The following is a 16,362-nucleotide window of genomic DNA, read 5'->3' on the forward strand; positions in this document are numbered from 1 at the left end:
TGGTATCTGAAAAACAGCCAAAACAGGATTAAATTATGTTAGAGATAAAAAAATTGCACGCCCGTATTGCTGGGACCGATACAGAAGTTATTCGTGGTTTAAACTTGACAGTTCAAGATGGAGAAGTTGCCGCTATCATGGGACAAAATGGAGCCGGAAAATCAACTTTGTCTTATTTGCTTGCTGGTCGTGATGATTATGAAATAACAGAAGGAGATATTCTCTATAATGGAAAATCGCTTTTAGAAATGGATCCAGCAGAACGTGCTACATATGGTGTTTTTCTTGCATTTCAATATCCAATGGAAATACCAGGGGTAGCAACGATGGAATTTTTAAAAGTTGCGATGAATTCTCAACGCAAAGCGCGTGGTGACAAAGAGCTTAAAATTCCTGAATTTATAAAATGTGTTAAAGAAGTTTCAGCCAAACTTGAAATAGATATGGATATGCTAAAGCGTCCATTAAATGTAGGTTTTTCAGGTGGAGAAAAAAAACGCGCTGAAATTTTACAAATGGCACTTCTTGAACCTAGACTTTGCATTTTAGATGAAACGGATTCTGGTTTAGATATTGATGCATTAAAAATTGTTGCAGATGGTGTTAATAAACTTCGGGATTCAAAACGTTCATTTTTGGTGATTACCCATTATCAACGGCTGCTTAATTATATTATTCCTGACACGGTACATGTTCTTTATAAAGGACAAATTATCAAAAGCGGAGATAAATCCTTAGCGCTTTATTTAGAGCAAAATGGGTATGCTGATCTTATCAGGGAAGCGGTTTGAGGTTATTGAATATGAATACACAGCAAAACTTGTTAGCAGTTGAAGAAAATATACTCAGTAATTTCAATCAGTATGTAAACGACTTACCTGGTGATAAAGCTGTACAGGAAATCCGCAAGAAAACTATTGAGCAGTTTCAAACAACACGGCTTCCTTCCCGTAAAATCGAAAGCTGGCATTATACCAATCTGCGTACCTTACTGAAGTCTATTAGCAATTTTTCAAAAGTTCAAAACAATCAATTGGTTGATTCTTTGCTTTCAGAAAGTGCTGTTTTCTCCATAAACAATGGAAAAACATCGATAGAGTCAAAGGTAGATAATATTACAGTAAAACGCCTTTCAGACGCATTAGAAGATAATTCTGTACAGATAAATCAAAACATTTCTGATGAGGATTTTATTGGACAGTTAAATACAGCTTTTGTTACAGATGGTTGGCTTTTTCACATCCCTGAAAATACAAAGTTAAATATACCCATTGAATTACAAAATATACAAATGGGGGGACAGTCTCATATTTTTTCGGATATAAAAATTGATAAAAATAGTCAAGTTATGTTTATTGAACATCAGATTGGCAATGATAAAGATACCTTTATCAGTTCAATATTTTCATTAAATGTTGCTGCTGATAGCGATGTTACGTGGATTCTCATTCGCAATCGTGATTTTAATTCTACACAATTTGGTCGATTTTGTGCTGTTCTTGATCAAAGAGCGAAGTTATCACTTTATGTCATTAATATAGGGAGCCAATTAAATCGCCAAGAAGTCGATATTGAATTACAGGGAGAAGAATCTGATTTTCAATTACGCGTTATAAATTTATTATCAGGACAAACACATAGTGATCTTACAATGACTGTTCGTCACGTGGAAGAAAAATCAACATCAACCGAAATTATACGCAATGTGGTCACAGATAAGGCTGTTGGTGTTTTCCAAGGAATAATACGTGTGTCTCAAAAAGCGCAAAAAACAGATGCACGCATGGCTTGTAATAGCCTTATTCTTTCAGATGATGCAGAATTTAATGCAAAGCCTGAACTGGAGATTTTTGCTGATGATGTTGCATGCGGTCATGGTGCAACAGTTGCTAATATTAATCATGATTATCTTTTTTATCTTATGGCGCGTGGTATCCCATTTAAAACGGCTCGTGCACTTTTGATTAAAGGATTTATCTCTGAGCTCATTGATGAGATCAAGCAAGATAATATTCAAATTGCTTTGGAGAATATCATTAGTAAATGGCTTGAAAAAAATGTTTAAGGTAGAAAAAATGGAAAATAACGTAAAAACATTTACTTATAATGTCGAAGAAATTCGGCGTGATTTTCCTCTTTTGCACCATCAAGTTTATGGAAAGCGATTAGCATATCTTGATAGTAGTGCTTCTGCCCAAAAACCAATGTCAGTACTCAATGCAATGAATAATTATTATCACTATAGTTATGCTAATGTGCATAGGGGAATGTATTTTTTAGCCAACATAGCAACACAATCATATGAAAATTCTCGTGAAACCGTTCGTGTTTTTCTAAATGCTCAAAAAGCTGAAGAAATTGTTTTTACGAAAAATGCAACAGAAGCTATTAATACCGTTGCTTATGGTTGGGCTATGCCCAAACTCAAAGAAGGTGATGAGATTGTTCTAACGATCATGGAACATCATTCAAATATTATTCCTTGGCATTTTCTCCGTGAACAAAAAGGTGTTAGACTTATTTTTGTTCCTGTCGATGAAAATGGTGTTCTGCACATTGAAGATTTCCAAAAGGCTTTAAGCAAAAAAACGCGGCTTGTTGCTATAACGCATATGTCCAATATATTAGGAACTGTGCCTCCTGTCAAAGAGATTATTAAGCTAGCACATCAAAATTCTATTCCTGTTCTTGTTGATGGTTCTCAAGGAGCAGTACATTTAACCGTTGATGTGCAAGATCTCGATTGTGATTGGTATGTCTTTACAGGTCATAAGCTTTATGGTCCCACTGGTATTGGTGTTTTGTATGGTAAGGAAGATAGATTAGAAGAAATGCGTCCTTTTCAAGGAGGAGGGGAAATGATCGAGGAGGTAACAACCGATAAGGTTTTTTATAATGCTCCTCCTTACCGTTTTGAAGCAGGCACTCCTCCTATTGTTGAAGCTATTGGATTAACTGCGGCTATTGATTATATACAAGAGAAAGGTCGTAGCACGATTCATGCCCATGAGAGGTCCCTTTTAGCTTATGCGCAGGAAAAACTTAAAACTGTTGAGTCATTGCGTATTTATGGTCATTCTCCCAATAAAGGAGCTATTATATCATTTACAATTGAAGGGATTCACGCCCATGATATCGCTATGTTTATTGATAGAAAAGGAGTTGCAATACGCGCGGGAACCCATTGTGCACAGCCTTTATTACAGCGCTTTGGTCTAACATCTATTTGTCGGGCATCGTTAGCCATGTATAACACTCAAGAAGATGTAGATCAATTAGTAGAAGCATTGAAAGAAACAAGGACATTTTTTTAATGGCTGAATCAATTGAAGAGCGTCATTCTACAGAATCTGTTGAAACTGTAAGCGAAAATAAAAAGTCTTATGTATCAGCGATTCCAGCAGATGAAATTGATCGTATGACAAATGATATTATTGCTGCTCTCAAAACAGTTTATGACCCAGAGATTCCTGCTGATATTTATGAGCTAGGACTGATTTATCGTATTGATATTGAAGATGATCGTTCAGTAAAAATTGAAATGACTCTTACAGCACCGGGATGTCCTGTTGCTGGTGAAATGCCGGGGTGGGTAGAAAATGCAGTCAGTGCAGTTGAAGGGGTTTCGTATGTTGAAGTCACTATGACTTTTGATCCACCATGGACACCTGATTGTATGTCAGAAGAAGCTCAAATTGCTGTCGGATGGTACTAAAAATATTGTTAAGAGACTCTAATTTAGCCATTCATGAATAAGCTGTTTACTTTTCACAAGCGTTTAAATTTAAGGACAATCGCATGAGTTATAATAAACAAAAATTAGAACTTAACTGGATTGGAAAAGAAAAACGCCCAAAACTAGAGCCTCGTATCTTATTAGAAGATCTTGAAAAATCTTATCACGCTTCGCATCAAATATCATCCCAAGATATTTTTGATAATAAACTTATTTTTGGTGACAATTTGCTCGCACTCAAAGCGCTTGAACAAGAATATATGGGGAAGGTAAAATGCATCTATATCGATCCACCTTATAATACAGGCAATGCCTTTGAACATTATGAAGATGGTTTAGAGCATTCCCTATGGCTAAGCCTTATGAGAGACAGGCTAGAATTGTTACATCATTTACTGGCAGATGATGGAAGTATCTGGATATCAATTGATGATGACGAGCAAGCTTACCTTAAAGTGTTAATGGATGAAATTTTTGGTCGAAAAAATTTTATAAACAATATCATTTGGCAAAAAAAATATGCTCCACAAAATGATGCAAAGTGGCTTTCAGACAACCATGATTTTGTAATGGTTTATGCTAAAGATAAAACTGTTTGGCGCCCTCAATTGCTTCCTCGTTCAAGCGATATGGATGCGCGCTATAAAAACCCTGATAATGATCCTCGCGGTCCTTGGAAATCAGATAATCTTTCAGTTAAGACTATGAATTTAAAAGATGTTTATGAAATTGTTACGCCTTCTGGGCGCAGTGTGATGCCTCCTGCTGGAACGAGTTGGCGCGTTAGTAAACAAAAATTTGCTAAGCTATTAGAAGATAATCGTGTTTGGTTTGGTCCAACAGGAAGTAATGTTCCTTCTATGAAGCGTTTTTTATCAGAGGTAAAAAATGGTATGGTTTCAATGACCATTTGGCCTTATCAGGAAGTTGGCCATAATCAAGATGCAAAAAAAGAAGCCAAAGTCTTCAATTCTGATAGTGTCTTTACAACTCCTAAACCTGAGCGTTTAATGGAACGCATTATTCAACTTGCCACTAATCCCGGTGATCTTGTACTGGATTCTTTTGCTGGTTCTGGCACAACCGGTGCTGTTGCCCATAAAATGGGAAGAAAGTGGATTATGATTGAACTTGGTGAGCATTGTCACACCCACATTATCCCTCGTTTAAAACAAGTCATTGATGGAACTGATCAAGGGGGAATTTCCAAAAGTGTCAATTGGCAAGGTGGCGGTGGATTTCGCTATTATCGCCTTGCACCTTCTCTGTTACAAAAAGATCCATGGGGACAATGGATTATTAGTCGCGAATATAATGCTGCGATGCTTTCAGAAGCAATGTGCAAACATATGGGATTTACCTACGCACCTGATGAAAATCATTATTGGATGCAAGGGTATTCAACCGAAACAGATTATATTTATGTCACAACAAGCGCTATGACCCATGAACAACTCCGTATAATGAGTGAAGAGGTAGGCTCTCATCGCACGTTGCTGATTTGTGGTACAGCCTTTGATACAAAATCAGCATCCTTTGAAAATCTGACACTCACTAAAATCCCCCGTGCAGTATTAGAAAAATGCGAATGGGGAAGGGACGATTACAGTTTAAATGTAGCCAATCTTGAACCAGTGATTGTGGTAAAAGAAAACAACAAAAATAAAGATATTGTGCAAGCAGAATTAGATTTATTTGAATAGTATATAAAAGCGGAGTTTTTCATGAACACTATTGAAAAAAGGATTTCTGCTCGCTTATCGTTACGTGATCCTCAACGTGAATCTTTAAATATTTTGGTAAAAATCTTAGAAAATATAGAGCTTTCTAAAAATGCTGATTTGGTTGCAGAGTTAGAAGTGATAAAAAATCTTTATCCTTCTGTACAAGATTTTGAACGAAACTTTCCCTCTTTTTGTTTTGCCTTAGCAACGGGGGTTGGGAAAACGCGACTTATGGGTGCTTTTATCAGCTATCTTTATTTAACAGGTCGCAGTCGCCATTTTTTTGTTTTAGCGCCAAATTTGACTATTTATGAAAAGTTAAAACAGGATTTTAGTCCCCAAAGTCCGAAGTATGTTTTCAGTGGAATGAGTGAATTTATTGCCAATAGACCCGTTATTATTACAGGTGAAGATTATGAAAGTGGTAAAGGTATTCGCGCTGATGAACACTATTTTCAAGGACAAAAGCGTTTGTTTGAGAATAGAGATACGGCTTTTATCAATATTTTTAATATTTCTAAAATTAATACAACAGATAATAAAAAAGGCGCACTAAAATCTAGTATGCCGAGGATTAAACGCTTACAAGAGACAATTGGCGAAAGTTATTTTGATTATCTCGCAAATCTTCCTGATTTAGTTTTGTTAATGGATGAAGCACATCGTTATCGTGCTTCTGCTGGTGCAGCGGCAATTAATGAGTTAAAACCTGTTTTAGGAATAGAGCTTACAGCGACACCAAAAACAATAGGTGCAAAACCCGTAGATTTTAAAAATGTTGTCTATAGTTATTCACTTGCAGAGGCTATGAGGGATGGTTTTGTAAAAGAACCTGCTGTTGCTACACGTAAAGATTTTCAAGCTCAAAATCATACATCTGAGCAATTAGAACATATCAAATTACAAGATGCAATTCATGCCCATGAAAATGTGAAAGCAGATTTAATTGTCTATGCAAAAGATTATAACAAAAAGTTCGTTAAGCCTTTTATTTTAGTTGTTGCTCAAGATACAAATCATGCACAAAAACTACGGAATTTATTGGAATCAGATGAATTTTTTGCAGGGGCTTATAAGGGAAAAGTTTTAGAGATTCATACAAAACAGTCAAATATAGAAGAAGATCAAAATATTCAAAAGATTATTGCTATTGAGGATCCTCATGAGCCAACGGAAATTGTTATTCACGTTAATAAATTAAAGGAGGGGTGGGATGTTACTAATCTCTATACTATTGTACCGTTGCGTGCATCGGCTTCAGAAATTTTAACAGAGCAAACAATTGGGCGTGGATTGCGTTTGCCTTATGGGTATAGAACAGGCATGGAAGCTATTGATCGTTTAACAATTATTGCGCATGATCGTTTTCAAGATATTATTGATCGTGCAAACGATCCAAACTCAATTATAAAAAAGCATATTGAGATTGGAACAGGAGGGGATATCCCCTCTGAAAAGACAGATATAGTGACAGTTCCATGTCAAGTAGAAGCTTTATTGATGCAAACGATGGTAACACGTAATTCCGATATAAATGGAGCATCTGATTTACAAGGTATCATATTACGTAATACAGATTCCCCTACATTAACGCCTGAAGAGCAAGAAATTGCAGCGATCGCGTGGGATCTTATCAAAGAGAATGATAAATTGCCAAGTTCTCAAATGCTTTATTCTGCACCGATACAAGAAAAAATTGCTAATAAAGTTATGAATATTAAGCCTTCATCACAAAAGTCTCTTGTATCAAAAGTGGTTACAATTTTGACAAAACAATTAGCAGAATTGATGATAGATATTCCTAATATTGTATTCATACCTTCGCGTGACGTGACTTATGGTTTTTCTGATTTCGATTTGAAAAATCTAGAAAGCTTAAATTTGCAACCTGTTAGTAAAGAACTTTTAATTCGAGAATTGCGTACCCATAAAAGTATTTTTCTCACTTCTAAGAATGAATATGTCAAAGAGCCTTATCTTGAAAACTACATCATTCGTGGTTTAATTGATAATGATTTTATCGATTATGATAGCCATACGCTCTTATTACGAAAATTAGCTGGTCAGATGGTAGAACATTTCCGATCTTATTTACCCAATGATACAGCTGTTGAAAACGTATTAATTCACTATCAGAATAAGCTTACTAATTTTATTGTTGCGCAATTAAGAGAACATCAATGGGAAACACAAAAAGATTATGAGGTTAAAGTGACACGAGGTTTTACAACTTTAACACCTATCCATTATGTGTTGCCGCAAGGGACGTCTCCTCTTGATTTTCGTAATATTCCTGCCATTAAAAGCGATATTAAAAAACTTGTATTCAGCGGCTTTAGAAAATGTTGTTATCCTTTACAAAAGTTTGATTCAGTAGAAGGGGAATTACGATTTGCTCAAATATTAGAGGATGATGTACAAGTATTGAAATGGATGAAACCCGCTCGAGGTTTTTTCAAGATAGAATATGATAAAGGATCAATCTATGAACCGGACTTTGTTGTAGAAACGAAGGATGCCAAATATCTTTGTGAGCCTAAAAAAACCTCTGAAATGCAAAATCCTATTGTGTTAAAAAAGAGAGAAGCTGCAGTTCAATGGTGTTGTCATGCAACGCGCTATGCGGCTACTTCTGGCGGTAAAAAATGGTATTATATTCTTATTCCCCATGATGCTATTAAAGCAAATAGTAGTTTTGAAGGTTTGTGTGCAGAGTTTACCATTGCAGAATCTATACTTGAGAGCTCATAACTTATTTGCGTCAAAAATAAAACACATAAGTTTTTTAATTGACAGATGTGAGGTTCAATCAAATGTTTGAATAATTATTTTTAATTTTTTGCACTATCGCATCATTAATTTAAAAGTATTAATGGGTTCTTAAATCATAAAATTAATATTTTTTTCTAACAACATTAAAATAAAAGGAAAAATGTATAGAAAAGTTACACAAGATTATGATTTTTTATGGGGATTTTTAGCACATTTACAATTTTTGATAAAAGTACAATCTTACTTTCCTTATGTGAAAAGATCTTTGAGTTTATAGTCACAAATTAAAAAAAATATTTTAATTTCATTGGGTAATTTTATAAATATGCTTTTTTTAAAAAACTTAAATAGTTTATTGTTCTTTCATTTAAAAAACCTGAATATAATGAAATACCCAGAGGATAAAAGGGGGGAGTTTTTCATATGACTTTGAATTTAACAAACACTGTTTTTAATTTTTTAAAGAAAAACCCGACAAAAAAATTTACAGCTCGAGAAATTGCTCAATGGATATTTGAAAATTACCCAGAAAAATGCCGTCAAAAACAAAAGCATTCAACGGCAATAATTACTCCCCTTAATAGTGATGCAGCTCTTATTCAGCAAATTGTTGCTGAAATAGGAGCAGGACGCCCTCAGTTACAAAAACGTTATTCAGAAATTAAAACCACTGAAGGACGACCACGGCAATATTATTTTACTAAACAAACAGATAGTGCTGAAATTGATGCAGTAGAGGACATTGATGCAGCAGAGGACAATGCAAAGAGTAGAACAGAAGATGGCTCTGTTAAAGAGCATGATCTTTATCCGTTATTATCTAAATTTTTATGGTCAGAGCTTGCAGTTTACAGCAAGCGCATTAATGAGAAATGTTCTCGTAATAAACATGGTGCAGGCGGAAATAAATGGCTTTATCCAGATCTCGTAGGAATGCAAGATTTAAGCAGTGAATGGAATCGTGAAATCAAAGATTGTGTTTTGCAATATTTTGATAAAAAAACGAAGCTTTGGTCTTTTGAAGTAAAAATTCTCATCAATCGTTCAAATTTACGAAAAGCATTTTTTCAAACAGTTAGTAATTCGTCATGGGCTAATTTGAGTTATTTAGTTGCTAGTGAAATTGAAGGAGTTGATACATTAAAAGAGCTTCGAATGCTTTCAAGTTTGCATGGAGTTGGATTTATAAGACTTAATAAGGAAAACTCTTCCGAGAGTGAGATTTTAATTCCTGCCAAAGAACGTAGTGATATTGACTGGGATACTGCTAATAGACTAGTGGAGGAAAACAAAGACTTTCTTGATTATATTAAGCTCATTCGTCAATTTTATCAAACTGGCGAGATGCGTCCACTAGACTGGGATCATATGTATCCATGAGAGGTATTTTAAAAAAGACTCTATTGTTTAAAAGCCTTTTTTTCAGAGTGATAAAAAATTACTCTAACTATTTTATTTGACTTATTATATTGATATAATATATTGATTTATAATGATAATTATTCATTTGTTTTAAACTTAAATGAGGGGGGTAAATATCCTAGCATTCAATCTTTTAAAACCACCTTATATTGATATTGTATCAATCAAAATTGTTTGCGTGCATCTCATGAGTGGGCTTGAGTAGGGGAAGAGTAAAAATTCTGTTTTAGACCCGTTCTATTTTGTACGTGAGGCGTAATTCCATTAGATACTAGACTTAATAGTTATAATTTATTACAAATTTGATATTTTAGAAAGTGAAATTCAATTTTCTTGCTTTGTTTACATCAAATATTGAAAATATTACTTCCTCATATTGAAGTCTTCTTACGGAGAATATACACTACTATTTCTTTAATTTTCATTGTTTTTCGTTTTTATTATTATTAAGTTTTTTGTTATCCAAATTAAACATTCAAAAAAAACTTTACTCTTATAAAATATTCACACAGTTTGCCACAATATTCTCTTTATTTTTCAATAATACCGCACGCCAAACGCGCACCACCTCCGCCAAGCGGTAATGGTTTGTCTGATTGATTATCTGCTCCTAAATGAATGACTAAAGAGTGCCCTTTAATTTCAGAGATTTTTTTTAATCGTGGAGCAAGAACGCTCATCATAGCATACCCTTGCTTATCAACATAAAGTGCTGGTAAATCACCAAGATGACCATTGACATTATAAGGTCCTAAATGTTTTCCGGTATGTTCCGGATCATAATGTCCACCTGCGCTTCCACCAATTATGCCATCTTTTGTATCACATGAAGGATTTACATGTATATGAAAACCATGCATCCCTTCTGATAAAGTAGATAAATTAGGGATGAAAATCAAACCGTATGTGTTTTCTTCAATTTTAATGCTACCAATAGCCTTTTTGGAATTATTATATTCTAATTTATAAATATTTACTTGTGTTGATAGTGCTAATGCAGAATTTTTATGAATTAAAAATGCCATAAAAACCAATAATGATAATAATATTTTTTTCATAAAATTCCTTTATACTTATATTTAAATAAATTTTATCTATAAAAATAATCTATATTATTAAATATATATGATTGTATTAAATTGAAATTTAAGAAAAATAATTTACATAGAAATATTATTTCATTTATAACACGATAATTATTTCATCAAAAACAGAACATATAATTTGTTGATGACTTAATTATTTTTCATAGAAAAAATGACGAAAAATTTTTATTCATTATGAAATTTATAAGAGAAAGAATTATTATGATTCATATAAATTTCCCATAAAATACAGCATATACCGACACTTCCTCCCATTCCTGATCCTATCAGTGTTCCTATTATCATTCCGGCAGAAAGTGCTACTCCTATACCCATTGCGATAACTGGACCAAATCCTGGAAGAGCAATATAACCATAAGTTGCAAGAGTTGCTGCGATAGCTCCTGATATGCTACCATTTAAACCGCCAATGAAAGCAAATTCTTTAATAGAATGGCAGCACTTTTTTAATTTTTTTTCCTTACAGCTATGAACAAAAACGTTGCTGTAAGTTTTAAAATCAATCATATTTTTTTCTTTCATTTTGAATGCTAACTATTCCTGAATAGTCAACGGATACGAAAAAATGGGACTTTTTAAATTTTACTAAAGCACGCCAGATGCCTTTGTCATCTAAACGCAATCGTTTAATATTCTCAAAACCATTTTGCATAAGACAATTTTTAACTTGTGAAGCAGTAAATGAGTTCTGACCTATTTTAGTGACATTTTGAGTAGAGCTATAGGTAAAGGCTTGACAATAAGGAAGATGAAAAACCTCACTGATTGAAGTAGTGACTGTCAACGAGACACATACAATCATTATAAAAAAAATACTTAATTTCAAAAATTTATTTAGTTTCATCTTGTCACCATTTGTTGAAACAACACTTCATTAACCTCTGTGTTACTAACAAGTTCCCAAGATGATTTTATTTTTAATAATATACTTAATGATAAAAAATTTTGAAACTCTATTGATTAAATAAAAATGTTTTTTATTATTTTATATTAGTATGCTAAATATATATAATAATTTTTAATAAAAAATGATGTATAGTACTACTAATTTTACATGTTTTATTACAAAATCTCAAATATAAATAATTTTTCTGTGGTTATTGATACCTTATTCACTTATTATTATTTGTTTATTTTACGTTATTATCCATTATTGCTCAGTAGAGCTGTTTAGATGATTTTGTTGGAAATATTTGCATAATTTCCTTGAATCCACAACTGGGATACATTCCTTCGCGCATAAATAAATTACGTAATGGTGAAAAACTATGTAACAAACCAAGCCCAACGCTTCGTATGATATGAATAGGCAACATATGAGAAAGTAGAGCAGAGTTAAGTGTATGAACAGCTCCACTTCGGATTAATATATCTGGTTTGCGGCATTTGTTATAATGCGCAACAATCATTTCAGAGTTAGAATTGGACATTTTATTGAGTAAAATATCAATCAAAGTTTGGACATCACGGAATCCTAAATTCAATCCCTGTGCCCCAATAGGGGGTAAAACATGAGCGGCTTCACCCACTAAAATTGTTCGATTAGCAGCAAAATGATGAGAAAGAAGTCCTGAAAGCGGCCATGCTTGAATTGATGTTTCTAAGCGTAGCTTTCCAAGCATTGATTGCATTTGGTTTTCGATCATTTTTGCAATTTCTTTTGGTTCTATATTCCACAATTCCTCAGCACGAGAAGGATGAACAACCCATACAAGACTAGATCTTCGCCCTGGTAAAGGAACCTGTGTAAATGGACCATGTTCTGTATGAAATTCGGTTGATGTATTTTGATGAGAAAACTCATGAGAAAAGTTGAGAACAAGTGCTTTTTGTGGATAATTCCACTGTTTGACACTTATTCCTGCTGCGGCACGTGTAAGAGAGTGACGTCCATCAGCAGCAACAACAAGTGGTGCTTGAATGACTCTATGATCAGCAAGAGTAATACATACATGGTTTTTTGTGTGATGAAAAGATTTGGCTGCCGAAACAAATCTTGTAATATTGGGCGTATGTGCAACAGCATCGACTAAAGCACTGTTCAATTTTACATTAGGTATATTATAGCCAAAAGCTTTTTCACCAATTTCAGCAGAAGAAAAATGCACCGTAGGAGCATGCACAATTCTAGAAGTTATATCTACAATTCTCATATAGGATAAAGAAGCAGCATATTTTTGAATATTATTCCAAATATTGAGTTTTTGAAGCATGCGTATTGCAGGCATCATAAGAGCAGTTGTCCGTAACTCATCTGTATGAGCAGGGGGGCCGACAAGAAAAACAGAAAACCCCTCATGTGCAAGACTCAGTGCGGACAACATTCCCACAGGACCTGCACCAATAACAGCAATATCTTTATGCTCTTTCTTTTCAAATATCACAACGATTTGAACCTTTATCCATTGAGAAAATATTTTAACATTTCCAAATGATCACTCTCTTTTTATTATATGAAGCTCTTCTATTATAGTATGTAATAAATAATGCGATATAAAAAAGTAACCTTTTTATGATTTTTTTAAATGCTGGGTTATATCATCGGTAAAAAATGGCGTATTAATAGATGGTTGAAGACTTTAAAAACGAGGATAAGAAAACCTTGAAACGTAAACTAACAAAGAAAATCAAAACAAATGCTAAATTATTACGCCATAAAAAAGTAACAATGCCACAAGCAAAGGCTTTTTCTGTTCATTTACTAACAGCTTCGGGATCATTTTTAGCGTTTCTTTCTCTTATATCAGCCTCTCAAAAAGAATGGACAGCTATGTTCTGTTGGCTTGGGCTTGCACTTCTCGTCGATGGTATAGATGGACCAATTGCACGCAAACTTGATGTTAAATACGTTCTTCCAACATGGTCTGGAGAGCTGTTAGATAATATTATTGATTACGTGACTTATGTCTTAATTCCTGCTTTTGCACTCTATCAAAGTGGTTTTATGGGGGTAGGGTTATCGTTTTCATTGAGTGCAATTATTGTTATTTCATCTGCTATTTATTATGCAGATACTAGCATGAAAACCAAAGAAAACTTTTTTAAAGGATTTCCTGTTGTTTGGAATATGATGATTTTTACGCTTTTTGTTGTAAGACCGGGAGAGTGGATTACTTTTATCATTATTGTTTTATCGGCGATTATATCTTTTTTGCCAATTTATTTTATCCATCCAGTAAGAGTCCTTCGTTTACGCAGAGTTAATTTTCCAATTTTTCTCTTATGGTGTTTTTTTGGTGTTTCTGCATTCTTTTATCAACTAGAGGCTCCCTCTTGGGTTAAAATAGGAATTTCAGTAACAGGATTTTATATATATTGTATTGGCGCAATCATGCAAATATTTCCTCAACTTGGGGCAAAAAATATAAAAAAACAATAAATAGTTGTTTTAAGAAGGGTGTAAGATGCAAATTGATTTTGGAGCAGATGATGATATTTCTTTTACGAAAGAAGGGCGTGCTGGTATTATAAAGCTCACACGCCCTTCAGCATTAAACGCTCTGAATCAACGAATGGTTTCAGCTTTAAAAAAAGCTCTCAGGACATGGGAAATAGATGATAATGTTTCTTGTGTTTTAATTGAAGGGGAGGGGCGTGCTTTTTGTGCTGGTGGAGATGTTGTAGAAATCTACCATATGGGGAAAAGTGCCTCTGCTTGTCAATACTTTAGTGATGAATATAGTTTAAATGCTTATATTAAACATTTTTCAAAGCCCTACATTTCTTTCTTAAACGGTATTTGGATGGGAGGAGGGGTAGGTATTTCTCTCTATGGTTCGCATCGAATTGTTACAGAAAATACAGTTTTTGCTATGCCAGAAGGTGCAATTGGATTTTTTCCAGATGTAGGTGCAAGTTTTTTCTTACCATCTCTTCCCAATCATTTTGGCATCTATCTTGCATTAACGGGCGCACGCATAAAGTGGGGAGATTGCTTAAATTTAGGATTAGCAACACACGCCGTTGCCGAAATTGAATTCGATATGATTAGAAAAGCTATTATTGAGCAAGGAGATCCTACTTTAGCTTTAAACGAGCGAGCAATTACAAAAGACTATGAAACGAGTCATGAAACACGTTGTATTATTAACACTTGTTTTAGTGCCCATACCTTAGAAGAATGTCTTGAGTTGCTACATAAAAAAAGTAATGAAGGTATTTTATTTGCTAAAGAATGTTATGATATTTTGCAGTCACGTTCTCCGATAAGTTTAAAAGTTATCTGGAAACAAATGAAACAAAATTCATCTCAAACGTTGGAAGATTGTATGAAAATTGAAAACCGTATTGCACATCATATGATTAATTCACATGATTTTCATGAAGGTATACGTGCTATGTTAATCGATAAGGATAAAAGACCTCAATGGCAGCCAAATAAACTTTCAAATGTGACAGATGAAATGGTAGATTCTTACTTCCAACCTGTTGAGCAAGAGTTATTATTGTGAAAAATAATTCACACAAACGGATTTCAAAAATCAATTTAATCTATAACTGTTATTTACGGTTTTTGGCACTCATTTGCTTAGTCCTAGGTATTTGTTATTGGATACGCCTTGTTGGTGTTTTTCCAGGTGTTCTATGGCGTTTTGATCTTATGCCTTGGCAGTGGCAATTTGCATCAGCTATATTGGCTATTCTCTATCCTATTGCCTTAGTTGGACTTTGGATGTATTCATTATGGGGTATCATTGTGTGGTGTATTGCAGCATTGATTGAAGCAATAACAATATATTATTCTGATTTTATTTATCAGCCATTTGTACCGTTATTTCATGGAATATTGTTTTTAGCTTTCATAATACTACAAATTGTGATGATTTTTTTTAAAAGAGTAAAAAATAAAAAAACATCGTGATTGAAATTTTCGAGCCAGAATAACAGGCTCGATTTTCAATCGTACTAACTTCAAAGGTCATCAAGTTTTTAAAAGTAGCTCACCACAGTTTTCAAACATACGTTCCTCAAAGTGCTAATGCTAGATATACTCCTTCCATAAAGTTCCATAATATATATTATGCGATACAGAAAAATAAAGCAAACCCTACTTTTTTAAAACATAAATCATATTTATAATCGTACAACTCACTTTTTAAAAAAAATTATGGTAATGGCGATAATAATTGAACCGCACATTAAAATATTCGGTCTTTGAGAATATTCCTCAAAGACCAAAATAGTTGTGATGAAATTACGTCGTATAAATAATAAAAATTACTGTACTATTTTACAACGTTTCATACGTGCAAGATCACTCAAAACAGCATTACGATTATTTAAAGCTGAAATTTCATTACTTTCACTTGATTTTACATCCATAAAAAACAAAGCAGGTACAAATATAACACCTGCTGCTGCTAAAGCCACGTTTTTATTTCTTGCTTTAGAACGCTCTGCAATTGTATCATTAATCTGACGTTTATTAGCAAAAAACTCCCGTTGAATATCGGCACAACTCATTGATCCGTCATGTAATGTTGTCGTTGAAATATTTTTTTCTAAACGCCCTCCACATGCTGTCAAGGAAACCGCTAAAACCACAATACATACACCCCGCTTAAAATTCTTATACATAAAAGCCTCATTTTCGACATAAAAA

15 protein-coding genes are annotated in these 16,362 nt (G+C 33.8%); 10 read left to right on the forward strand and 5 right to left on the reverse strand.

What is annotated here, in order from left to right; all coding sequences use genetic code 11:
* The first annotated feature begins 35 nt into the window (after positions 1-35).
* The 7 genes from sufC to ACFIKY_RS03495 all read left to right on the forward strand — a co-directional run bounded on the left by sufC (position 36) and on the right by ACFIKY_RS03495 (position 9,612).
* Entirely contained in the window at positions 36-791 is a 756-nt protein-coding gene (sufC, locus tag ACFIKY_RS03465) for a Fe-S cluster assembly ATPase SufC (protein ID WP_375636107.1), read from the forward strand.
* An 11-nt stretch (positions 792-802) separates the two neighbouring features.
* Entirely contained in the window at positions 803-2,065 is a 1,263-nt protein-coding gene (gene sufD / locus ACFIKY_RS03470) for a Fe-S cluster assembly protein SufD (RefSeq protein WP_375644837.1), read from the forward strand.
* Positions 2,066-2,075: 10 nt separating this feature from the next.
* Positions 2,076-3,314, forward strand: coding sequence for a cysteine desulfurase (locus ACFIKY_RS03475; protein ID WP_375644836.1), 1,239 nt, complete (start codon positions 2,076-2,078; stop codon positions 3,312-3,314).
* The gene (locus tag ACFIKY_RS03480; RefSeq protein WP_375636104.1) at positions 3,314-3,715 is read left to right on the forward strand and encodes an SUF system Fe-S cluster assembly protein; all 402 of its coding nucleotides are present in this window, start codon (positions 3,314-3,316) and stop codon (positions 3,713-3,715) included. The genes ACFIKY_RS03475 and ACFIKY_RS03480 overlap by 1 nt, the downstream gene beginning before the upstream one ends.
* An 83-nt stretch (positions 3,716-3,798) precedes the next feature.
* Complete coding sequence (locus tag ACFIKY_RS03485; protein WP_375661407.1) at positions 3,799-5,439, forward strand: site-specific DNA-methyltransferase; 1,641 nt, start codon at positions 3,799-3,801, stop codon at positions 5,437-5,439.
* 21 nt (positions 5,440-5,460) lie between these two features.
* Complete coding sequence (locus ACFIKY_RS03490) at positions 5,461-8,211, forward strand: DEAD/DEAH box helicase (RefSeq protein WP_375661409.1); 2,751 nt, start codon at positions 5,461-5,463, stop codon at positions 8,209-8,211.
* A 444-nt stretch (positions 8,212-8,655) separates the two neighbouring features.
* Positions 8,656-9,612, forward strand: coding sequence for a COG2958 family protein (locus tag ACFIKY_RS03495; RefSeq protein ID WP_375644831.1), 957 nt, complete (start codon positions 8,656-8,658; stop codon positions 9,610-9,612).
* Between the two features lie 572 nt (positions 9,613-10,184).
* Here the strand turns inward: ACFIKY_RS03495 and sodC are convergent.
* The 4 genes from sodC to ACFIKY_RS03515 form a co-directional block, all read right to left on the reverse strand.
* Positions 10,185-10,712 carry a superoxide dismutase [Cu-Zn] SodC gene (sodC, locus tag ACFIKY_RS03500; protein ID WP_375656114.1) on the reverse strand — a complete coding sequence of 176 codons (528 nt, stop codon included), beginning with the start codon at positions 10,710-10,712 and terminating at the stop codon, positions 10,185-10,187.
* A gap of 213 nt (positions 10,713-10,925) precedes the next feature.
* Complete coding sequence (locus tag ACFIKY_RS03505; RefSeq protein ID WP_375653116.1) at positions 10,926-11,282, reverse strand: hypothetical protein; 357 nt, start codon at positions 11,280-11,282, stop codon at positions 10,926-10,928.
* Positions 11,260-11,604, reverse strand: coding sequence for a hypothetical protein (locus tag ACFIKY_RS03510; RefSeq protein WP_375661410.1), 345 nt, complete (start codon positions 11,602-11,604; stop codon positions 11,260-11,262). Before ACFIKY_RS03510 ends, ACFIKY_RS03505 begins: the two co-directional genes overlap by 23 nt.
* A 313-nt stretch (positions 11,605-11,917) precedes the next feature.
* Entirely contained in the window at positions 11,918-13,144 is a 1,227-nt protein-coding gene (locus ACFIKY_RS03515) for a UbiH/UbiF family hydroxylase (protein ID WP_375661411.1), read from the reverse strand.
* A 182-nt stretch (positions 13,145-13,326) separates the two neighbouring features.
* On the opposite strand from ACFIKY_RS03515, the gene pcsA reads away from it, so the two are divergent.
* Genes pcsA through ACFIKY_RS03530 form a run of 3 tightly spaced genes read left to right on the forward strand, consistent with a single transcriptional unit; the run spans position 13,327 to position 15,621 of the window.
* Complete coding sequence (pcsA, locus tag ACFIKY_RS03520; protein WP_375636099.1) at positions 13,327-14,139, forward strand: phosphatidylcholine synthase; 813 nt, start codon at positions 13,327-13,329, stop codon at positions 14,137-14,139.
* 25 nt (positions 14,140-14,164) lie between these two features.
* Entirely contained in the window at positions 14,165-15,211 is a 1,047-nt protein-coding gene (locus ACFIKY_RS03525; protein WP_375661412.1) for an enoyl-CoA hydratase/isomerase family protein, read from the forward strand.
* A complete protein-coding gene (locus ACFIKY_RS03530; RefSeq protein WP_375656111.1) occupies positions 15,208-15,621 on the forward strand; it encodes a DUF6163 family protein in 414 nt (137 codons plus the stop codon). Before ACFIKY_RS03525 ends, ACFIKY_RS03530 begins: the two co-directional genes overlap by 4 nt.
* Before the next feature lie 356 nt (positions 15,622-15,977).
* On the opposite strand, the gene ACFIKY_RS03535 is transcribed toward ACFIKY_RS03530, so the two are convergent.
* Positions 15,978-16,337: a hypothetical protein gene (locus ACFIKY_RS03535; RefSeq protein ID WP_375636096.1), complete on the reverse strand. Its 360-nt coding sequence runs from the start codon at positions 16,335-16,337 to the stop codon at positions 15,978-15,980.
* Between the last annotated feature and the right edge of the window lie 25 nt (positions 16,338-16,362).

Source organism: Bartonella sp. CR127HXZ, from assembly GCF_042194555.1.
GTDB classification, from domain to species: Bacteria; Pseudomonadota; Alphaproteobacteria; order Rhizobiales; family Rhizobiaceae; genus Bartonella; species Bartonella grahamii.